Source organism: Marinobacter sp. V032 (assembly GCF_052645435.1).
Window position 1 is genome coordinate 219,739 of the sequence record NZ_JBQXYE010000002.1, and the last position, 19,820, is coordinate 239,558.

The following is a 19,820-nucleotide window of genomic DNA, read 5'->3' on the forward strand; positions in this document are numbered from 1 at the left end:
AGCGATGAGTTTCGCTGCTGTTAACCTAAAAGGAAACGATTCTCATTGTTGTGATATGAGTTGTCAATTCAGGTAAATTTACTAAACAGCGTGCTGTAAAGTGCTATTCTTCGAAAAAACAAGCAGAAACAGCCGAAACCGTATAACTGCCGTCAATAAAGGCAAGTGGTTCTCACGCGCTGCCTACAGTCACTAGAACCTACCGCCAAACTGCGCTAGCTTCGTGTTATCGGTTACGTGTGCGACTTGTATCAAAGGGAATGAGAGAAGAGATGTCCGACAATCGACGAGCCCACATTCGTACTGCGCTGAATGCCAAAGTCAGCGTCACCCACCCAGAACTGGGACGACACGTCTACAATACTCGTGACATTTCCGACGGCGGCATTTTTATAGTCACAGACACTGACGCACTGCCATCGCTTGGAGACAGGGTAGAAGTGCAGGTTCAAGGACTGCCTGTGCCCGCGCCGGTGCTTCAAATGAAGGTCGTGCGAATGACCGTGGATGGTTTTGGGCTCCAGTTTCTGGACGAATAACGATAGTGTACTGGAGCAAGTTGCGGGCATTTGTAATCGGCCCGGCACTTGTGCCGCTGGGCGCTTGTGGGTATAACGCTACCAGCGACATGTGGATGATGGATTATCTATGACGTTTTTCCCTTTTTTCGCCCGCAATATTCTTGTTGCCGGGCTGCTCGCCGCGCTCAGCGGTTGTGCTTCCTATTACACTCATTACGGTATGTTCACAGCGTCAAATTCCGCTGGAGATCCACGCCAGGTTCGTGTGACTTGGGATACGGCTGAGTATCCTGCATGGTGGTTTGCGAGTAGCCAGTCGACCCCTATTACGCTTGAAACGCAGTGCAGCAGCCGGGTTTGGAAACTTACCGATAAGGCGGAAGAGTGCGTAGGCGGTATCTCCGCCTGTGGCGATCCAGCTCTTGATATCAATGCGCAATCCGGCCATCCGGCAACCATAGATACACCGTGTATTCAGGCGTCCGGCGATGAAGCAATTGTCGACATTGATCGCAGTGTTGATCTGCTGGTGTCCTGCAAGCCGGCTCAACCGGTCACTGAGTCGGGCGGTGAGAAGACCAATCATGATTACCTTCGGGCCTCAACGATTCCCTACAGTATCAGCGTCAGGAAAGCCGCAAGAAACAGTCTTTCGGCTCGCCCTCCTGAATTTGACAATCACGTGTGTGAAGCCAACTAGGAGCGTTCAAGGCTGTCTTTCAATGTCGTATCGCAACAAGGAAGTGTGCGGTTCGTCACATTCCTGGCGTTAAGTACGTCGCGACGCAACTAAATGTTGCCTGCAGACATGTTTGGTAACGCTTTGTGGCGCAATGGTTACCCAGCAGTACAAAACTGTAATTGCGTCTTTCGTCGATGGCTGCAGAATAGACATCATCGTTTACTTTATTTTCAGAGGTGCCGGGTGGGTGTAAGCCAGAAAAAGGTTGCGGTCCATGACTTGAGGATCGGGACATTCGTCTCCGATCTGGATCGTCCATGGCACGAAACGCCGTTTCCCATTCAGGGCTTTTATATCCGGAGCCAGGACGATATTCGGTCGCTGACATCCTATTGCCGCTGGGTGATGGTCGACGTTGCAGAGTCCCGGGACACGTCTGAGTACGAAGCGACGAATACGCCCATATTTGCCAGGCGCCTGGGCAACCGTGATACCCAAGAGATCGTTCAGCTTGCGCCGATTCAGGTGCGTAATCCCGAGAATTATCCTGTCGCCTCAACGCTAAAAAAGGAGGCGCGTCAGTGCAAGCGATTGTTGGCTGATGTCGAAACCTCGTTGCAGCGTATTGGCAGCCAACTTCGTCAGGGTGTTGAGCCTGACCTTTCAGCGATCACCAGTATTGCCCGTGGTATGGCTGACAGCGTTACCCGCAATCCTGACGCTATGCTGTGGGTGGCACGGCTGCGTAAGCACGATGATCACATTTATAGACACTCGTTGAATACGGCAGTGTGGGCGCTGGTTTGCGGCCGGCATTTCGGATTGGAGCGGACCGCACTGCAGAACCTGGCTCTTGGTACATTGCTGGCGCATATTGGTAAATCAGAGTTACCTGTTGAGCTACTGCACAACGAAAGCAAGCTCGACGCCGAGCAGTTCGCCCAGTTTAAAACTTACGTCAATAGAGGTGTGGCCCACCTCGAAGCGACAGCCTTGCCTCGTCCGGTCATCAATGTCGTTCAGTTTCACCGGGAGCGTCACAACGGATCCGGGTTCCCTCAAGGCGTCAGGGGAGATCGTATTCCGTTGCTGGCCAAGATTGCCGGGCTGGTCGACTATTACGAATCATTGGTAGAAGCGCGTGACGATCAAGCGTCGTTGACCCCGGCTCAAGCGGTTGCCCACCTGTATGCGTTGCGCAATATTGAGTTTCAGGATGACCTGGTGGAGCGGTTTATCCAGTCCGTAGGAATTTACCCGACTGGAACACTGGTGCAACTCAGCGATGGCCAAAGGGGAGCTGTTGTTTCTCACTCACCTGTCAGACGCTTGTGGCCCAAGGTCATGGTCATGACCGATCGCGACCATCGCCCACTAAAGGCTGCGAAAGTGGTTAATCTTGCCAGCATCAATGATGGTAAGGATCCCTCAATGATGTTGAGTATCAGTGGGTGTCTGCCGTTCGGTGCAGAGGGTCTGGATCCACGTCATTACGAGTTAACGAGCGCTGGCTCCCGCTGGAGCCTCAAACGGCTGGTAGGGTGATAGGCGAGCTACACCTGCGTAGTGTTTAAACAGGTGTAGCTACAGGCTTCGATGACTACTTTCTATTCAATCTATTCAATGATCACTCTCAGTGGTTTTCTCAGCCACCGGTAATCGTCCGCAGGCCGGAAATTGACGATCACTTCGCTCTCGTCTTCCGGTGCGCCCGCAACAAAATATTCAGCTGAATGCGTCTGTGCACTGGTGCTGTGAATGACCACGGCCATCTCATCGGTGCTCACGGATTCCAGTCCCTGCAGGCTGGGTTCACCTCCAACCAGACGCACAAATACTTCCCGGATAGCCGTGTCGGAAGCGCTGATGTTCGCGGTTACGGTGCTCAGGTAATAACGGTTGGTGCGCTCGGTGGTGATTTTGTCGAGCTCGCGCAGCAGGTATTCTTCCACGTCCGGGAGCTGAACGTCACCTACCTTGCGGATAGCGGCGAGGATCCGGTCGCGTTTGTTCTCCAGATCATCCTTGTACTCGATGTTTTCATCGCGCGGCATGTCGGCTTCCGGGGGTGCCGGGGCAGCGTCGATTTCCGCTTGTGTTGGCGGGTCTTCGCAGAGTTCGTCGTCTGGCGGGTAAAAGCAGATTTCGGCGAGCGCCTGGTTGGCAACTGACATGGCACCGGTATCTTCATCGTCGAGGGCAAAGACACTGACTGGCAGGGTGAAATCGATGCTGTCAGGCAAGTACGCCATTGCCTGGTTGAGCTGACTGATGTTGCGGGCAGTGAAGTAGATGTTGCCGCCATCATTGGTGGTTTCGTTATCATCCATCACCATCATGAACCGGGTGATGTTAATCAGCGTAGGATTCTGGATAACCTGTTTTTCAACCGGTTTGTGGCTGAGCAAGCCATACTCGTCTGTTATGGATGATTGAAGCTGGTTTCGTGTTTCAGGCAAAAACTGGAGCGGTGTAATAACATCGTCGGTTGGAATATCGATACCGACCGGCAAATCGCCAATGCTCAGATCAACCGTCTCGCCGGGGTAGTAAGCGTAGCGACCGGAGGCATCCGTGAGGCTGCGCTGACTTTGAGTCTGATAGGTCAATCCGCCAATTCCGGTCAGGGTTATCTGCCCAATCGACGTATCGTCGCCATCATCACTGTCGCCGCCAAAGCAGCCGTGAAGAATGAGTGTTGATGCAACGAGGAGTGCGGTTTTTAGTCTCATAAAGGGTTCGATACGTCCTTGGAGGGCGGGATGCGCAACCTGAGCAGCATCTGTCGTCCGGAATCCGCCATGCTTTTAATATTTTTCGATTATAGGGCTGTATGCGAGGGGTTCTTGGAAGCCCGTCGCAGTTTGCCAAAGTCATGATGTTTGCGGGGCTTTTTGCGCAGCAGCAAAAGGGGAAATCGGGGTAACCGGATTGGCTGGCTATGGCTCAGGGTTGAATTTGCTGGTGTCGCCTCAATCTAAGGCGGTTTCACTCTTTCTTTTTCTAAACCGATATTCAAGGCGCTCATGACTGACGCATTACGAATAGAGAATCTTCGCAAAACTTACGGCTCCGGATTTGAGGCCCTCAAGGGAATTGATCTGCAAGTCAGGCAGGGCGACTTTTTTGCTTTGCTCGGACCGAACGGCGCAGGCAAATCGACCACTTTGGGAATTGTCTGTTCGCTGGTCAATAAAAGTAGCGGCAAGGTCACCGTGTTTGGTCACGATATTGATACCGATCTATCCAGGGCAAAAATGACGCTCGGCGTCGTGCCTCAGGAGATGAACTTCAATCAGTTTGAAAAAGTCATTGATATCGTCGTGACGCAAGCGGGTTACTACGGTATACCGGCCAAGAAGGCAGTGGTATCCGCAGAGCGCTATTTGCGCCAGTTGGGGCTCTGGGATCGTCGTAATAGTCCGGCCCGGAGCCTTTCAGGCGGCATGAAGCGTCGCCTGATGATTGCGAGGGCGTTGGTGCACGAGCCCAAGCTGCTGATACTGGATGAGCCGACGGCAGGGGTGGATATCGAGTTGCGCCGGTCAATGTGGACCTTCCTTGAGGATCTGAATAAACAGGGCACAACGATTATTCTGACCACCCATTACCTGGAAGAAGCGGAGGCGCTGTGCCGCAATATCGCCATTATCGATAAAGGCGAGATTATTCAGGACACCAGTATGCGAGATCTTCTGAAACAGCTCAGCGTCGAGTCGTTTCTTCTGGATCTTTCAGAACCGCTCTCTGAAGTCCCTGAACTGGAGGCTTTCGATTCCCGTCTGACTGCAGAAGGGCAACTCGAAGTCGATGTGCGCAAAGGCCAGGATCTGAATACGGTGTTCAGCAAGCTCGATCAGCAGGGTATTCGGGTGTTGAGCATGCGGACCAAGGCAAACCGGCTGGAGGAGCTCTTTATCAGACTGGTTGAAAGTAACAGTGCGCAATCCGGAGGTGCACTATGAGCCCTCGTGCGATTTGGACAGCGTTGATGACCATTGTCGTCCGGGAAGTAAGACGGTTTACCCGCATCTGGCCACAAACGCTGTTACCGCCGGCTGTGACCATGACCCTGTACTTTGTCATCTTCGGCAACCTGATTGGCTCACGGATTGGCAAGATGGACGGCTTCGACTACATGGCGTTCATTGTGCCCGGACTGATCATGATGTCGGTCATTACCAGTTCTTACTCCAACGTTGTGTCGTCATTTTTCGGCATCAAGTTTCACCGCAGCATTGAGGAGTTGCTGGTATCGCCGGTACCCAACTACATCATCCTGGCCGGCTATGTTGCCGGTGGTATGGCGCGAGGGCTGGGTGTGGGGCTCATCGTGACACTGGTGTCGCTGGGCTTCACTGATCTTTCGGTCCAGCATCCTGTGCTGACAGTGCTTACGGTCGCATTGACGTCGATGCTGTTTTCTCTTGGTGGTTTCATCAACGCCATGCTGGCGACGAAGTTTGATGACATCTCGATTGTGCCGACGTTTATACTGACGCCGCTGACCTATCTGGGCGGGGTATTTTACTCGATTCATCAGCTGCCGGAGTTCTGGCAGTCGGTGTCAATGATCAACCCTATTCTATATATGGTGAATGCATTCAGATTCGGAATTCTGGGTGTGTCGGACGTTAATGTCGGCATCTCACTCGCCATGATTGTGGCCTTTATTGTCGGACTGATTGTGGTCTGCTTGCGCATGCTGGCCCGTGGCCAGGGTATTCGTCACTGATTTTTCTGAGAGATTCAATTTATGGCCCTGCACAATGCACCGCTGGGGAAGAACAGCCGCTATCCCGATACCTATGCGCCGGAACTTCTTTTCCCTGTGCCGCGAAGTGACAACCGCCGTCGCATCGGGCATGAGGATGGCCGCTGGCCATGGTTTGGGTCGGATCTTTGGCAAGCGTGGGAGATCTCCTGGTTGCGCCCGAATGGCGTACCTGCGGTAGCCTGGGCCGTGCTGGAAGTGCCCGCGGCATCACCCAATATCATCGAATCCAAATCCCTCAAGCTGTACCTCAATTCGCTGAATCAAGAGGTGTTTTCCAGTGAAGAGCAAGTGGTGGGGCGTATCGAAAGCGATCTTTCGAGCGCCTCCGGAGCGGCTGTCGGTTGCCGGATTTTCAGTGTTGATGAGGATGGAAGGGCTATCGGCAAGCCGGCTGGTTACGAGTTGATTGATAACGAAGACGTGACGATCGAAAGCTACCAGGGGTGCCCTGAAGCGCTGATAGCCGGCGATGAGCAGGTCACTGAAAAGCTGTGTTCCCATTTGCTTAAAAGTAATTGCCCGGTCACCGGTCAACCGGATTGGGGGTCGGTATTGATCACCTACACTGGCGGTAAGATTGATCGGCAGGGATTGCTGCGATACGTGGTGGGATTTCGTCAGCAGCAGGATTTCCATGAACACTGCGTCGAGACAATATTCACTGACATTATGACCCGATGCCAGCCAACGCAGTTGACGGTCAGTGCGCATTACACTCGTAGAGGCGGGTTGGATATAAATCCCTGGCGGAGTACGGAGGCGCATCCGCCTGCAATGCCCAGGCTGGTCAGGCAGTAGGATTTAATCCAGGGGATGGCAGGAAGGCGATCCCTGCTGTCAGCTTTCTTCGTGTCTGAGCCGTTCTAGCGCATTCTGGAGCGCGATCAATATATCTTCGCGCTCGGTTGTTTTGATTTTTTCTGAATCAAGATACATGGCAAAGCCCGCGTGTTCATGCTCCAGAAAGCTCCGGTCTGTACCCAGATCGCGACGAAAATCAACGACTTCGTAAATCGGAACCGGTCGGCCAAAGCCTTTTACTGAAATTTCACCTTTGTCCCGACACATGATCTTGTCTTTGATCAGAGAGAAGGTTTCATAGGAAATCAGAATTTCGCCTGGGTCTGCGAGTGATTCCAGGCGGCTGGCCAGGTTCACTTCCTTGCCGATAATGGTGTAGTCCATGCGGTTTTCAGCGCCGAAGTTGCCGACTGTCGTGTAGCCCGCGCTAATGCCCATGCGGATCTCCAGCGGTGTCTTGATGCCCTGGCTGCGCCATTTCTGACGCATGATCTTCATGTGTTTGCGCATATCAATGGCCATCGCCACACAGGCGAGGGCATCTTCTCGAGGACCCCGGCTAGTCGGGTCACCAAAGAAAATCATAATCGAATCGCCTACAAACTTATCGATTGTGCCACCGTACTTGAGCGCTACCTGGGACATCTCGTTGAAATAGTGATTCAGAAGTTCGGTCAGCGCCTCCGGCTCCATTTCCTCGGAAAGCTCGGTGAATCCTTTGATGTCAGAGAAGAAAACGGACAGCTTCTTGCGCTGCGTTTCGAGCCTGACATCGCGTTCGCCGGTGAAAATGGATTGCCATACCTGGGGCGACAGGTACTTGGAAAGCTTGTGGGAGAGGGCGATGGACTGTTCCCGCTGATACTGGATCTGGGTCTTGGCCGTCATCAGGGCGCGGGCCTGCTGATGGGCGTAATAAGCGGTGATCCCGATATACAAACCCGTAGCGAACAGCGCCACCATGCTCAATAGAAGCGGCGAGTTGAATGTCGGTGCAGGGCCGTGGAGTGCGAACACAGTGACGGTTGTCACTGAGAAGCAGAGCATGCCCCATAACCACTGACGAATGCCGCCAATTAACATGCAGCTGAAAGTCAGCATCATGAAAATGGCAAAAGACGGAATCGCAATCAGACCCACCAGGCCTATAAATGCGCCACCAATCGCGCAATCGATCAGCAGCATTTTGGGACGCACGCGACTGGATCGTTTGAGCATGGTCCGGCGCGTTATAAAGTGGGCGGCATGGGGCCATAACAACGCAGCGGGAACAAGCCAGATCAGCCAGTCAGCGAAGGTCTCTGTCAAAAGGCCGGCAAAGATAATGGCCGCGGCACCCGCGTAGGCCAGCACCCGCCCGTTGTAGTCCGGCATCGGCGGGATTGCGATCGGCTTGTTCTGGGCATCAATAACAAGTTGTTTGGAGGCGGCCAACGGTGCATTCATCATTCTAGAACCGAATCCGGCCGGTGAGCATATCCCGGAACATGACCCAATCGCCCAGCAAGCTGTACAAAGGATGCTTGAAGGTAGCGGGTCTGTTTTTTTCAAAAAAGAAGTGACCGACCCAAGCGAACCCGTACCCGATAACGGGAAGCAGCAAGAGGTAACCCCACTGTCTACTTATAAGCGCGACAGCAATAACGAGCAGCACCAGCCCGCTGCCAACAAAATGCAGTCTGCGGCAGGTTGGGTCGCGATGCTCTTCCAGATAATAGGGGTAGAACTCCGCAAAGCTGTTGAACTTTGTTTCCTGAGTCATGACTTTCCGCAGCGAGGTTGTTGTTATAGTGTTTGCGAAGGCCTGCGAGGCCTTTGTCAGCAGATTTTCCGGTTACCGTTAATGACGTAATATTTGGTTTATCCGGCTACTGACTGCCTTTTGGCACAGATTAACAGTATTACATAAGCCTCACAATTCGCTAACTCATCACTTGCGTTGCCCGCTGGGGGTTACCCGGCGCCCGCGCAGCGGCCTCAGTCCCAAGGAGTGTTATGACGGACGTTATCAGCCAAATTCTGAACCGGTCATCAGAGCCACGTCTCGAGTCGCCGGCACCCGGCGCATCGGTACTCGATACCGTTTTCAAATGTGCCGCAAGGGCGCCGGACCATGCGTTACTCAGACCCTGGCGTTATCTGGTAATTGAAGGTGACGGGTTGGACGCATTGGGCGAGGTGTTTGCCAGAACGGCCGATGCGGCCAATCCCACGGCTTTGCCGGTGGAGAAGCTGCAAGGTATGACGCGCCGCGCGCCGATGATTATTGTGGGTATCGCGTCCCATCACGGTCATCCTAAAGTGCCGCCTATTGAGGAGACGCTTTCGGCTGGTTGCGGCATGGCGTATATCCTGCTGGCGCTGGAGGCGCAGGGATTTGCCGGTATGTGGCGCACCGGCTCCATTGCCTATAATCCGGTAATCGCTGAAGGCTTGGGGCTTGCCCCAAACGAGTCGATCGTCGGCTTTCTCTATGTTGGTACACCTGTTTCCGAAAAGCCGGCGATTGATCGCCCCGACCCCGATGCTTTCGTCTCACGTTGGCCAGGCTAGTTGCGCAAGTGCTGATGGCAGGTCAGTGTCGGGTTAAGGAGGAAAGGGCTTGCCGCATTTCCTCTTTTTGCCTCTTTTCTTAATCCCCGTTTTAATCTTTTCTCCCTGAAAACCCCGCCGCTACACGGTTTTTAAAAGATGGCATCGCAGTTGCTTAGTCTGTGGAAAGCAGAATCGCGGCAAAACCTGCGGGAGACATCATGGCCATCAGTTTTAACAATGCACTCGGCATTCACGAAAAGGCGCTGAATATGCGCGTACAGCGTGCCGAAGTACTGGCAAATAATCTGGCAAACGCCGATACACCGGGCTTTAAAGCGCGCGACGTCGATTTCAAGGCTGCATTGGGTGCGGCTCAGTCGGGTGTTGATAGTGATCTGGCGATGGTACGAACCGACTCCGGCCACATTGACACTGCAGCGGCCATGAGTGACCGGGCAACCTTGCTTTATCGCGCGCCTTATCAGCCATCCATCGACGGCAACACGGTGGATGCGCAGCAGGAACAGGCTCGGTTCATGCGCAATTCTATGGATTATCAAGCCAGCTTTCAGTTTCTGAATGGCAAATTTACCGGTCTGAGCAAGGCCATCACGGGCCAATAACCCGATCCCCGGATAATTGAGGAGGCAGATTATGTCGCTCGGAAACATTTTTGATATCGCCGGTTCGGGTATGACTGCTCAGTCACTGCGTCTGAATACGACCGCTTCGAACATTGCCAATGCTGAAACTGCCAGTTCCAGCACAGAAGAGACCTATCGGGCACGCAAGCCGGTATTCGCAGCCATTCAGCAGGATGTAATGAGCGGTGACGCGTTTGGCGCAGGCTGGGGTGCAAACTCTGCTGCCTCCACCGGGGTTCAGGTTGAGGGCATTGTGGAGAGTGATGAAGATCTGCAGATGCGCTACCAACCGGATCATCCGGCGGCAAACGAAGATGGCTACGTTTTCTATCCCAACGTGAATGTTGTCGAAGAAATGGCGGACATGATGTCGTCTTCGCGCAGCTTCGAAATGAACGTTGATGTCATGAACACCGCCAAGTCGATGATGCAGCGCATCCTGACACTTGGACAATAAGCCGGCCCGGTAGGAGTAAGCCATGAGTACAGTTGATAACACTGCCGCAGCCAGCGTACTGAACCAGTACCAGAATGCTTCGAAAGCTTCTTCGTCCTCTGATGAGCTTGGCAAGGGCGAGTTCATGGAGTTGATGCTGGCCCAGCTGAACAATCAAAACCCGCTTGAGCCCCAGGACAACGGCGATTTTATTGCGCAGTTGGCGCAGTTCAGCTCGCTTGAAGAAATTCAGAGTCTGGCTGGATCAGTTGATGATGTGGTCGGCCAGTTCCGCTCAACGCAGGCTCTGCAGGCGTCGGCCATGGTTGGCCGGACCGTGCTGGTGCCATCTCAGACCGGCATTCTGTCATCAGCGGGTGAGATGAAGGGTGTAGTGAATGTGCCTGCATCCACCTCCAGCCTGCGGGTTTCCATCATGAATACCAGCGGTGAGTTGGTCAGACAAATCGATCTTGGTCCTGCGCAGGCCGGTCAGACGTCCTTTGAGTGGGACGGTACTAACGGAAGCGGCGAAGCGCTGGATCCGGGGGCCTACATAATTAAGGCTGAAGGCAGTTATCCGTCAGGTTCCGAGCAGCTCGGCACCCTGATCAGCGCCAATGTCGACAGCGTTTCGCTGGGCAGCGCAGGCAGTGTCACGCTCAATCTGGCGGGGATGGGATCCATCGCGCTGTCAGACGTCAGTCAAATTAACTAACACATACAGTCGGGGTGAGGTATGGCGTTCAATACTGGACTTAGTGGTCTTCGGGCCGCCTCGGTTGACCTGGATGTCACCGGTAATAACATTGCCAACGCAAGCACGGTGGGCTTCAAGAACAGCCGGGTGCAGTTTGGCGACCTCTATGCCAATGGTTTTCTGTCATCCGGTACCAACCCGATTGGGGATGGCGTCCGTGTGCAGGATATTCAGCAAACATTCGGGCAGGGAAATATCAGCTTTACCGACAATGGCCTGGACATGGCGATTGACGGCGATGGTTTCTTTATTCTGAATAATAACGGTGAAGTGCGTTATTCCCGGGCAGGACAGTTTGGTCTTGATAAAGACGGCTTTGTCGTTAACAACCAGGGCATGCGCGTTCAGGGCTTTCAGGCGAACGCTGACGGCAATCTTTCGGGCGTGCGCGGTGACTTGTTTATCGATAGCGACAACCTGGCTCCACGTCGAACTACCAATCTGCGATCCGAATTGAACCTGGACTCGCGCCAGTCGGTGCTGGAAGTCAGCGGGACGCGCATTCAAACTAACGCGCCGGCAGCGGGAGCCAGCATCGGGCCCCAGACCCTTACGATTACCTATCCTGATGGCACCAGTCGGAATGTGCCGGTTACGGCTGGCAGCTCGGCGAGTGCCGTAGCGGAATCCTTGAACCAGGAAGAAGGCGTCAGCGCGTCAGCGCGTACCGAGGTGCTGTTGAATGGCGGCAATATTCAGCCGGACGACGTTTTTACGCTGGAGGGGGTCGACTTTACTGTGCGCGGCACTGATGCGAGCGGTAATGCACTGACAACAGCCCAGCAGTTGTCCCAGCTTGCAGATGATATCAATGGCTCATCACTCAGCAGCCTGAATGCAACGATTGATGGTTCGGGCAATCTCCGCATCATTTCGAGCCGTGGCGATACCTTGCGCCTGAGTTATCAGGATACGACCGGTACGGGCGGCAGTATGAGTTTTGATGCCGGGGGCGCGTTGTCTGCTGACAAGACCAATCCGTCGACACAGGTGGGTGTGCTGAGCGTGACACTTGATCGGGACGTCGCGATGACTGCAGCGGCAACACCGCCATCGACTTCGACTGTATTGGATGGAGTTACACCGTCGGCCTTTACCTCCAATACGTTTGATCCTGACGATCAGAAAACCTACAACCACGCCACCTCAACAACGATCTATGACAGTCTGGGCAACTCGCACGTGATGACCCAGTACTACGTGAAGGAGCCCAATAACGGCGCCAATCAGGGCAATAGCTGGTCGCTGTATGTTCAGATCGACGGTGAGAACGTGGGTGATCCCCCAAATACCAGCGGTGAGCCGTCGCTTGCCCGGTATGACCTCAAGTTCACTGAAGATGGCACACTTGAAAGCGTGAACGGCTCGATCGACAAGGAAATTCTGATTTCCAACTGGACGCCGCTGGATGCGAACGGGCAGCCTAACGGTGCCGATGGTCCACGCCTGGTGGCGAACGGGGGGCAGACTCCTATCCCTGATCCCCCGGTCAGCTCAAACTTCACGCTCGATCTGGATGACACCACGCAGTTTGGTAGTGAATTTGCCGTCAATGATCAGCGCCAGAATGGCTATACCACGGGTCGATTGTCCGGCCTGGATGTCTCGACTGAAGGGGTGCTGTTTGCCCGTTACTCAAACGGTCAGTCCCAAACCCTGGGGCAGGTTGCGTTGGCCAGCTTCCGCAATACCGAGGGTCTGGCACCGGTGGGGGATACCAGCTGGGTAGAGACTTTCGAGTCCGGTCAGCCGATTATCGGCTCGCCTGATACCGGCACCCTGGGTTCAATTGCCGCGAGTTCGGTTGAAGAATCCAACGTCGATCTGTCAGCAGAGCTGGTAAACCTGATCATTGCCCAGCGCAACTATCAGGCGAACGCCAAAACCATCGAAACGGCAGACGCTGTAACCCAGACAATTATCAACCTGCGATAAGCGCAGTTCCCTTCTGATAACGATAACCACGGGTCTCGAGGCCCGTGGTTATCGTCTTTTCTAATACTGGCACGACTTCTGCTTATTCACTCTTATTGAGTCAATAATCCGGCAGGAGTTTTCCTATGGATAAAGCGGTATTTATCGGCATGTCCGGTGCCAAGCAGACCATGCTGGCCCAGCAGGCCCATGCGAACAACCTCGCTAACGTGTCGACTACCGGCTTCAAGCGGGACTACGCGCAGGCCCGGAGCATGCCCGTTTACGGTGAACACTTTCCAACACGCGCCTATGCCATGACTGAGCGGCCGGGCACCGATATGTCTGCCGGATCGCTAATGGAAACCGGACGGAAACTTGACGTTGCGGTTGGTGGTGACGGCTGGTTATCGGTGCAGTCCCAAAACGGCGAAGAGGTGTATACCCGTTCCGGCAGCCTAAGCGTGGATGTGAACGGCATCCTGCGGACCTCATCCGGTGAACCGGTTATCGGTAATGGTGGTCCGGTCGCATTGCCACCCTACGACAACCTGCTGATTGGCTCGGACGGCACGGTATCCATTGTCCCGGTTGGCGGCCCGCCAGACCAGCTGGTGGAGGTTGACCGGCTCAAACTGGTCAACCCTGGCAGAGAGGCAATGGAAAAAGGTGTTGACGGTTTTATGCGTCTCAAGCTGGGGGAGGTTGGTGGCGCGGGCCAGGTAGCACCTCTGGATGCCACTGTCAGGGTTGAATCAGGATTTCTTGAAAGCTCCAACGTCAACGCGGTGGAGGAGATGATTTCCAATATGGAATTGGCCCGCCAGTACGAAATGCAGGTCAAGGTCATGCAGACCGCCAAGTCGAATTCCGACGCAACGGCACGGCTGTTGCAGAACCTCTGATAACAGAATCTGAAACGGTGACGGTTTCTGAAAAGCGGCAAATGTTCGCCGCATTAACCTCCGACACCGCTCATTACCGGGATTGACGCACTATCCCGACGAGGAGAATGAACAATGCATCCAGCACTTTGGGTTAGTAAAACGGGCTTGAGCGCCCAAGACACCAACATGACCACGATCTCCAACAACCTGGCGAATGTGAATACCACCGGGTTCAAGCGCGATCGGGCGGTGTTTCAGGACTTGCTTTATCAGGTCAAGCGTCAGCCCGGTGGCCTGTCAACCGAGAACTCCGAGCTGCCTTCCGGTCTTCAGTTGGGTACGGGTGTGCGGGTGACGGGCACTGCCAAGCAGTTTACCCAGGGCAACCTGCAGGTAACCGAGCAGCCGCTTGATATGGCGGTTAACGGTCGTGGCTTTTTGCAGGTATTGCTGCCTGATGGCGAAATTGCCTACACCCGCGACGGTCAGTTTCAGTTGAACTCTGACGGTGATGTGGTGAATGCCAATGGCTATCCGCTGGAACCCAACATCAATGTACCCGATAACGCCACGAGCATCACAATCGGTACGGACGGCACGGTTTCGGCGGTGATCGAGAATCAGGCTGCGCCGGTCCAGTTGGGCGACATCACATTGGTGAACTTCGTCAATCCGCAAGGTCTGCTGGCGGTGGGTAACAACCTCTACCGTGAAACCAATGCCAGTGGTGATCCCCAGGAAGGTGAACCGGGTATCGGCGGGCTCGGCACGATCGAGCAGGGGATGACAGAGTCGTCGAACGTTCAGGTCGTTGAGGAACTGGTCAATATGATCACCACTCAGCGCGCCTATGAAATGAACTCCAAGGTGGTGTCGACAACCGACCAGATGTTGCAGTTCATTACCCAGAATATCGGTTAAGGCATGAGCGCGGGCAACGAGTCCCGGGTTAACGGAGGATCATCCAGATGCATTCAACACTAACGCCAATTATCGTCTTCGTGCTGGTGCTGCTTCAGGGCTGCGCGGCTGCGACGCGTCCCCGTGCCGTGCCTGACGATCCGGCTTATGCGCCGGTCAAGGCGCAGGCCATGTTGCAGCGTGACCGCTCCTCCGGTGCGATTTACCAGACCTCCCGCAACTTCAATTTTTACGGTGACACTGTCGCGCTCAATGTTGGCGATATTCTGATGGTGACGCTTGAAGAGCAAACCAAAGCCTCCAAAAACGCCGATAGCAAGATCACCAAAGATAATGATGTCGATTTTAACAATGGCGCAATCCTGGGTCTCAACAAGCTTGGCCTGGAAACCAATGTAAGCATGGAGCGGGATTTCGAAGGCAAGGCAGAAGCTGATCAGAGCAACAGCCTCGCCGGCAGCATCACCGTCACGGTCACAGAAGTCTATCCCAACGGTATTCTGCGCATCCGTGGTGAGAAGTGGCTATCCCTGACCAATGGCGATGAATTTATCCGTTTGACCGGGCTGGTGCGTCCACAGGACATCACCCCGGACAATACCGTGTCCTCCAACCGTATTGCCGATGCCCGCATTGGCTACGGCGGGACCGGTGATTTTGATCAGGCCAACCGTATGGGCTGGTTGTCGCGGTTCTTCAACAGTGAGTGGTTTCCGTTATGAACGGCTTGAGAACGATCGTCGCATTCTGTCTTCTGGCGTTGGTTGCCGAGCCGTTGCTGGCTGACCGCCTCAAGGACATGACCCGGGTGCAGGGTGTGCGCTCCAACCAGTTGGTGGGTTACGGTCTGGTGGTCGGGCTTGATGGCACCGGTGACAAGGCGCCATTTACTGACCAGACGTTCCGGAATTTGATGAACCAGTTTGGCGTCACCATGCCGCCGGGCGTGAATCCCAAGTTGAAAAATGTCGCGGCGGTGACCGTTCAGGCCAGATTGCCTGCGTTCGCCAAGCGCGGTCAGGAAATCGACATTACCGTTTCCTCTATCGGTAACGCTGAAAGTCTGCGTGGTGGTGCTTTGTTGATGACGCCGCTCAAGGGCGCTGACGGACAGGTATATGCGCTCGCTCAGGGAAACCTTGTCGTGGGTGGTTTTGGCGCATCAGGTGCTGACGGTTCCAAGATTACCGTTAACCTGCCGAGCGTTGGCCGGATTCCCAATGGCGCCTCGGTGGAGCGGGAAGTGCTGTCGCCATTCAGTCAGGGAGACACCATTACCTTTGATCTGATGAGCCCGGACTTCACTACCGCACGCCGGGTGGTGGAAGTGATTAACGGCACGCTGGGGCCCGATATGGCCTACGCCCACGACGCCACCTCGATCTCTGTGAAAGCGCCCAGGGATCCGTCGCAGCGCGTCAGTTTTCTGTCAGTGCTCGAGAATCTTGAAGTATCGCCCGCAGAAGGCGTCGCCAAGGTCGTGATCAATAGCCGCACCGGCACGATTGTGATCGGGCAGAACGTTCACGTCAGCCCTGCCGCAGTTACTCACGGCAACCTGACGGTGACCATTGAGGAAAACCCGGTCGTCAGCCAGCCCAACGCCTTTGGTCGTGGCGACACAGTGGTCACTCAGGAATCGACAATTACGACCACCCAGGAGCCGTCGCGGATGTTCAAGTTCGGACCCGCAGTCACGCTGAATGACATTGTGCAGGCTGTTAACCAGGTGGGCGCTGCCCCCGGCGATGTGATGGCAGTGCTGGAAGCGCTTAAACAAGCCGGTGCACTGCGCGCCGAGCTGATCGTGATATAGGTCGCGCCATGCAGGATTCACGTCTTCAGCAAGCACAGATTTACAACGACTTCGGTGGCCTGAACGCACTTAAAACCCAGGCGCGCACAGATAAAAGTGCTGCCCTGAAAGAAGTCGCCAAGCAGTTTGAAAGTCTGTTTCTGTCCGAGATGGTGAAGTCCATGCGGAAGGTGAATGACGTGTTCGCCGAAGGCAATTATCTGAATACCAACCAGTCAAAATTCTATCAGGATATGTTTGATAACCAGCTGACCCTGTCAGTCAGCGAGCAGCAGGGTTTTGGTCTGGCAGAGGTGCTGGAACGCCAGATGTCACGTCAAATTCCAGGAATGACGGCTGAGGGTGTCAAAACCGGCAAGCACAGGGCCACGCTGGCGGATTACGATCGCAGTCTGCCTTCGCTGTCACCGAAACTGCCGGCACAGGTTGAAGAAGTCCGCAAGCTGGCAAATTCAGAAGCGTCAGTCACAGCCACAGGGGCAGATGCCTCTGTGAAAATGTCGAACACGGCGAGGCTTCCAGCCCAGTTTGATTCACCCGAGCATTTCGTCAAAACACTGTTGCCGATGGCGGCTGAAGCCGCAGGTGATAGTGGTATTGACCCTCGGGTAATGGTGGCTCAGGCCGCGCTTGAGACCGGCTGGGGCAAGCACATGATTGAGGGCTCTGAAGGGGAGCCAAGCTTCAACCTGTTTGGCATAAAGGCAGACACCCGTTGGGACGGCGGCGCTGTCGATATTATGACGACGGAATACCGCGAGGGCGTGCCAATGAGCGAGCGGGCAGCGTTCAGAAGTTACGATAGCTACAGCGCAAGTTTCAGCGATTATGTTGAATTCCTGAATCGCAATCCTCGATACCGGGATGTGCTGGAAGCGGCGGATCGACCGGAAGAATTCGCTGATCGTCTGCAGGCGGCGGGCTACGCCACCGACCCGAACTACGGCGCAAAAATACGCAGCATCATGAACAGCGACACGTTTGACGCATTTGATACCGCTACCGGGGAATCGCTTTCAATGAATCCTCTGTCGTTTGGTTTCAACCCACAAAGCACTGGTAACGAGGAGTAATTCTGATGGCAGGCCTGATCAATATTGGTTTGTCCGGCATTCTCGGACACCAGAGCGCGCTGAATACAACCGGTAATAATATTACCAATGCCAATACGCCCGGTTATAGCCGTCAGCAGGTCATCTTTGATGCCCGGTCGGGAATCAATACCGGCGCCGGTACTATTGGTACCGGTGTCAGCATCGAAGATATCAGACGGGTTGCGGACGACTTCGTCGTGAATCAACTGCGATCGGACACCTCGTTGTTCGGTGAGCAAAGCGCATTGAACAGCGAGTTGACCCGACTGGACAATCTGCTTGGTGGCGAAACCACCGGCCTCAATACTGCGCTGAACAACTTCTTCACAAGCCTTCAAAGTGCTGCGGAAGATCCAGCGGCTTTGCCCCAGCGTCAGCTTGTATTGAGCGAAGCCCAGGGGCTGGTGACGCGATTCCAGTCGCTGAACTCGTCGTTGATTCAGCAGCGGGAATCCGTCAGGTCGCAAATGCAGGCGTCGACGGCTGATATCAATTCGTTGCTGTCGAGCATCGCGGATCTGAACGGCGCCATATCAGAATCACCGGGTCTGGCGCAGGGCAAGATGCCAAACGACTTGCTCGACAAGCGCGATGAGCAGTTGCGCCAGCTGTCTGAACTGGTTCAGGTCAAAGTGACACCCGTGGATGGCGGTCAAATCAATGTGTCACTGGCCGGAGGGCAGGCGCTGGTAACGGGGGATCGCGCGTCGTCTCTCACAACAGCCGACAGTGACTCGGATCCGAATCAGCTGGTGTTCAAACTGCAAACGGGTAACCGGGTTGCGGATGTGACGGGCCAGATCGTAGGCGGCGAGCTTGGCGGGCTTCGTACCTTCCAGACTAAAGTGCTTGAGCCGGCATTTGGACAGTTGGGCCGCATTGCGATTGCGGTCTCCCAGCAACTGAACCAGCAGCACCAGATTGGTATGGATCTGGAAGGTGATCTTGGCGGCCTGATGTTTACGGACATCAATAGCCGTCAGGCCCAGTTGGGGCGCGTGACGCCCAATGCCAACAACTTGCCGCCCCAGAGTGGCGTGGTGGGCGTTGAAATCACTGACAGTGCCGATCTTGCCGGTGTTAATTACGAGCTGAAGTTCAGTGGAAACAACGGCGAGGATTTTGCGGTTGTTGATACCCAGACTGGGAAGGTGTTGCGCCAGGGGCAGTTGCCGGATCCGTTGCCGGCCGAAATCTCCATGCCGGGATTCAATATCGTTGTTGAATCAGGTCAGTTTCAGGATGGCGACAGCTTTCTGGTCAACCCGACCCGCAATGCCGCCGCTGATATTGAACTGATGATTGAGCGTGAAGAGGATCTCGCTTTCGCAACACCGATCACGGCGGACGCCGATCTGGGCAATAGCGGCACAGGTAGTATTTCCCAGGGCACCATGCTGAGCGTGAACAACCCGCTCACCAATGTGCCACTGTCGAACTTTACGCAGCGGGGCGAGCTTTCACCGCCTCTGGTAGTCCGTTTTACCTCGGCGACAACCTACGACATTCTGGATGCCAGCGATCCGGCAAACCCGGTGCCGCTTACACCACCGATGACGGGGCAGACTTTCCAGGAAGGTATTTCGAACAAGATATTTTCCGAGGACCCGTCGGACCCTAACTACCGCGGTTTCCAGTTTGAGATCAACGGTAACCCTGAAGCGGGTGACATGTTTACCATCGATTACAACACCGATGGTGTCTCTGATAACCGTAACGCTCAAATCCTGGGTGGGCTGGGTACAGAGAACACAATGAATGGCGGAAACCAGAGCTTCAGTGAGGCTTATGGTGGCCTGGTCGAGACGGTGGGCGTGACCACACGTCAAAGCCAGTTGGATAAAGACGCAGGTGCCGCATTGCTGGAGCAGTCCACCAATCAGCGGGAATCTGTCTCGGGTGTCAACCTGGATGAGGAAGCCGGCAAGCTGATCCAGTATCAGGCAGCTTACAACGCCTCTGCGCAAGTCATGAGCGTTGCTCAGGATCTGTTTGACACCCTGCTTAGCACCTTCAGGTAAGCTCTTCGGAG

Annotated in this window: 20 protein-coding genes; 17 read left to right on the forward strand and 3 right to left on the reverse strand. The window is 54.6% G+C overall.

Features of this window, described 5'->3' with window-relative positions; all coding sequences use genetic code 11:
* Positions 1–272 precede the first annotated feature (272 nt).
* The 3 genes from ACUN9X_RS12585 to ACUN9X_RS12595 all read left to right on the forward strand — a co-directional run bounded on the left by ACUN9X_RS12585 (position 273) and on the right by ACUN9X_RS12595 (position 2,748).
* Positions 273–539: a PilZ domain-containing protein gene (locus ACUN9X_RS12585; RefSeq protein ID WP_260037732.1), complete on the forward strand. Its 267-nt coding sequence runs from the start codon at positions 273–275 to the stop codon at positions 537–539.
* A 109-nt stretch (positions 540–648) separates the two neighbouring features.
* Positions 649–1,221, forward strand: a complete 573-nt coding sequence (locus tag ACUN9X_RS12590) for a hypothetical protein (protein ID WP_260037731.1) — start codon at positions 649–651, stop codon at positions 1,219–1,221.
* Between the two features lie 225 nt (positions 1,222–1,446).
* The gene (locus ACUN9X_RS12595) at positions 1,447–2,748 is read left to right on the forward strand and encodes an HD-GYP domain-containing protein (RefSeq protein ID WP_260037730.1); all 1,302 of its coding nucleotides are present in this window, start codon (positions 1,447–1,449) and stop codon (positions 2,746–2,748) included.
* A 71-nt stretch (positions 2,749–2,819) separates the two neighbouring features.
* Here ACUN9X_RS12595 and ACUN9X_RS12600 read toward each other — a convergent pair whose 3' ends face one another.
* The gene (locus ACUN9X_RS12600; protein ID WP_260037728.1) at positions 2,820–3,935 is read right to left on the reverse strand and encodes an organic solvent ABC transporter permease; all 1,116 of its coding nucleotides are present in this window, start codon (positions 3,933–3,935) and stop codon (positions 2,820–2,822) included.
* A 294-nt stretch (positions 3,936–4,229) separates the two neighbouring features.
* Here ACUN9X_RS12600 and ACUN9X_RS12605 point away from each other — a divergent pair, with 294 nt between their 5' ends.
* From ACUN9X_RS12605 to queF, 3 genes are read left to right on the forward strand one after another with little or no spacing between them, the layout of a single operon-like run.
* Positions 4,230–5,168 (forward strand): ABC transporter ATP-binding protein, encoded by a 939-nt coding sequence (locus ACUN9X_RS12605; RefSeq protein ID WP_260037727.1) that lies wholly within the window; start codon positions 4,230–4,232, stop codon positions 5,166–5,168.
* Positions 5,165–5,938: an ABC transporter permease gene (locus ACUN9X_RS12610; RefSeq protein WP_260037725.1), complete on the forward strand. Its 774-nt coding sequence runs from the start codon at positions 5,165–5,167 to the stop codon at positions 5,936–5,938. Before ACUN9X_RS12605 ends, ACUN9X_RS12610 begins: the two co-directional genes overlap by 4 nt.
* 21 nt (positions 5,939–5,959) lie before the next feature.
* Positions 5,960–6,778, forward strand: a complete 819-nt coding sequence (gene queF / locus ACUN9X_RS12615; protein ID WP_260037724.1) for an NADPH-dependent 7-cyano-7-deazaguanine reductase QueF — start codon at positions 5,960–5,962, stop codon at positions 6,776–6,778.
* A 39-nt stretch (positions 6,779–6,817) separates the two neighbouring features.
* Here the strand turns inward: queF and ACUN9X_RS12620 are convergent, their stop codons facing one another.
* Positions 6,818–8,230 carry an adenylate/guanylate cyclase domain-containing protein gene (locus ACUN9X_RS12620; RefSeq protein ID WP_445473321.1) on the reverse strand — a complete coding sequence of 471 codons (1,413 nt, stop codon included), beginning with the start codon at positions 8,228–8,230 and terminating at the stop codon, positions 6,818–6,820.
* Position 8,231: 1 nt separating this feature from the next.
* Positions 8,232–8,543, reverse strand: a complete 312-nt coding sequence (locus tag ACUN9X_RS12625) for an Mpo1-like protein (RefSeq protein ID WP_445473322.1) — start codon at positions 8,541–8,543, stop codon at positions 8,232–8,234.
* 233 nt (positions 8,544–8,776) lie between these two features.
* Here ACUN9X_RS12625 and ACUN9X_RS12630 point away from each other — a divergent pair, with 233 nt between their 5' ends.
* The 11 genes from ACUN9X_RS12630 (at position 8,777) to flgK (ending at position 19,809) form a co-directional block, all read left to right on the forward strand.
* Positions 8,777–9,334 carry a nitroreductase family protein gene (locus tag ACUN9X_RS12630; RefSeq protein ID WP_445473323.1) on the forward strand — a complete coding sequence of 186 codons (558 nt, stop codon included), beginning with the start codon at positions 8,777–8,779 and terminating at the stop codon, positions 9,332–9,334.
* A 200-nt stretch (positions 9,335–9,534) separates the two neighbouring features.
* On the forward strand, positions 9,535–9,939 hold the full coding sequence (flgB, locus tag ACUN9X_RS12635) for a flagellar basal body rod protein FlgB (RefSeq protein ID WP_260037717.1): 405 nt from the start codon (positions 9,535–9,537) through the stop codon (positions 9,937–9,939).
* A 31-nt stretch (positions 9,940–9,970) separates the two neighbouring features.
* Complete coding sequence (flgC, locus tag ACUN9X_RS12640) at positions 9,971–10,417, forward strand: flagellar basal body rod protein FlgC (RefSeq protein ID WP_260037716.1); 447 nt, start codon at positions 9,971–9,973, stop codon at positions 10,415–10,417.
* A 22-nt stretch (positions 10,418–10,439) separates the two neighbouring features.
* The gene (locus ACUN9X_RS12645) at positions 10,440–11,114 is read left to right on the forward strand and encodes a flagellar hook assembly protein FlgD (protein ID WP_260037715.1); all 675 of its coding nucleotides are present in this window, start codon (positions 10,440–10,442) and stop codon (positions 11,112–11,114) included.
* A gap of 21 nt (positions 11,115–11,135) precedes the next feature.
* Positions 11,136–13,091 (forward strand): flagellar hook protein FlgE, encoded by a 1,956-nt coding sequence (locus ACUN9X_RS12650; protein ID WP_260037714.1) that lies wholly within the window; start codon positions 11,136–11,138, stop codon positions 13,089–13,091.
* 125 nt (positions 13,092–13,216) lie between these two features.
* Positions 13,217–13,975, forward strand: coding sequence for a flagellar basal body rod protein FlgF (locus tag ACUN9X_RS12655; RefSeq protein WP_260037713.1), 759 nt, complete (start codon positions 13,217–13,219; stop codon positions 13,973–13,975).
* A gap of 114 nt (positions 13,976–14,089) precedes the next feature.
* Positions 14,090–14,878, forward strand: coding sequence for a flagellar basal-body rod protein FlgG (gene flgG / locus ACUN9X_RS12660; RefSeq protein ID WP_260037712.1), 789 nt, complete (start codon positions 14,090–14,092; stop codon positions 14,876–14,878).
* 47 nt (positions 14,879–14,925) lie between these two features.
* The gene (gene flgH / locus ACUN9X_RS12665) at positions 14,926–15,600 is read left to right on the forward strand and encodes a flagellar basal body L-ring protein FlgH (protein WP_260037711.1); all 675 of its coding nucleotides are present in this window, start codon (positions 14,926–14,928) and stop codon (positions 15,598–15,600) included.
* Complete coding sequence (locus ACUN9X_RS12670; RefSeq protein ID WP_445473324.1) at positions 15,597–16,694, forward strand: flagellar basal body P-ring protein FlgI; 1,098 nt, start codon at positions 15,597–15,599, stop codon at positions 16,692–16,694. The genes flgH and ACUN9X_RS12670 overlap by 4 nt, the downstream gene beginning before the upstream one ends.
* Positions 16,695–16,702: 8 nt before the next feature.
* Positions 16,703–17,767, forward strand: coding sequence for a flagellar assembly peptidoglycan hydrolase FlgJ (gene flgJ, locus ACUN9X_RS12675; RefSeq protein ID WP_445473325.1), 1,065 nt, complete (start codon positions 16,703–16,705; stop codon positions 17,765–17,767).
* Between the two features lie 5 nt (positions 17,768–17,772).
* Positions 17,773–19,809 (forward strand): flagellar hook-associated protein FlgK, encoded by a 2,037-nt coding sequence (gene flgK, locus ACUN9X_RS12680; RefSeq protein WP_445473326.1) that lies wholly within the window; start codon positions 17,773–17,775, stop codon positions 19,807–19,809.
* Positions 19,810–19,820: the final 11 nt, after the last annotated feature.

Coding starts and splice junctions, on each gene's coding strand:
- ACUN9X_RS12585 (WP_260037732.1), top strand. CDS start 273: ATGTCCGACAATCGACGAGCCCACATTCGTACTGCGCTGAATGCCAAA.
- ACUN9X_RS12590 (WP_260037731.1), top strand. CDS start 649: ATGACGTTTTTCCCTTTTTTCGCCCGCAATATTCTTGTTGCCGGGCTG.
- ACUN9X_RS12600 (WP_260037728.1), bottom strand. CDS start 3,935: ATGAGACTAAAAACCGCACTCCTCGTTGCATCAACACTCATTCTTCAC.
- ACUN9X_RS12605 (WP_260037727.1), top strand. CDS start 4,230: ATGACTGACGCATTACGAATAGAGAATCTTCGCAAAACTTACGGCTCC.
- ACUN9X_RS12610 (WP_260037725.1), top strand. CDS start 5,165: ATGAGCCCTCGTGCGATTTGGACAGCGTTGATGACCATTGTCGTCCGG.
- queF (WP_260037724.1), top strand. CDS start 5,960: ATGGCCCTGCACAATGCACCGCTGGGGAAGAACAGCCGCTATCCCGAT.
- ACUN9X_RS12620 (WP_445473321.1), bottom strand. CDS start 8,230: ATGATGAATGCACCGTTGGCCGCCTCCAAACAACTTGTTATTGATGCC.
- ACUN9X_RS12625 (WP_445473322.1), bottom strand. CDS start 8,543: ATGACTCAGGAAACAAAGTTCAACAGCTTTGCGGAGTTCTACCCCTAT.
- ACUN9X_RS12630 (WP_445473323.1), top strand. CDS start 8,777: ATGACGGACGTTATCAGCCAAATTCTGAACCGGTCATCAGAGCCACGT.
- flgB (WP_260037717.1), top strand. CDS start 9,535: ATGGCCATCAGTTTTAACAATGCACTCGGCATTCACGAAAAGGCGCTG.
- flgC (WP_260037716.1), top strand. CDS start 9,971: ATGTCGCTCGGAAACATTTTTGATATCGCCGGTTCGGGTATGACTGCT.
- ACUN9X_RS12645 (WP_260037715.1), top strand. CDS start 10,440: ATGAGTACAGTTGATAACACTGCCGCAGCCAGCGTACTGAACCAGTAC.
- ACUN9X_RS12650 (WP_260037714.1), top strand. CDS start 11,136: ATGGCGTTCAATACTGGACTTAGTGGTCTTCGGGCCGCCTCGGTTGAC.
- ACUN9X_RS12655 (WP_260037713.1), top strand. CDS start 13,217: ATGGATAAAGCGGTATTTATCGGCATGTCCGGTGCCAAGCAGACCATG.
- flgG (WP_260037712.1), top strand. CDS start 14,090: ATGCATCCAGCACTTTGGGTTAGTAAAACGGGCTTGAGCGCCCAAGAC.
- flgH (WP_260037711.1), top strand. CDS start 14,926: ATGCATTCAACACTAACGCCAATTATCGTCTTCGTGCTGGTGCTGCTT.
- ACUN9X_RS12670 (WP_445473324.1), top strand. CDS start 15,597: ATGAACGGCTTGAGAACGATCGTCGCATTCTGTCTTCTGGCGTTGGTT.
- flgJ (WP_445473325.1), top strand. CDS start 16,703: ATGCAGGATTCACGTCTTCAGCAAGCACAGATTTACAACGACTTCGGT.
- flgK (WP_445473326.1), top strand. CDS start 17,773: ATGGCAGGCCTGATCAATATTGGTTTGTCCGGCATTCTCGGACACCAG.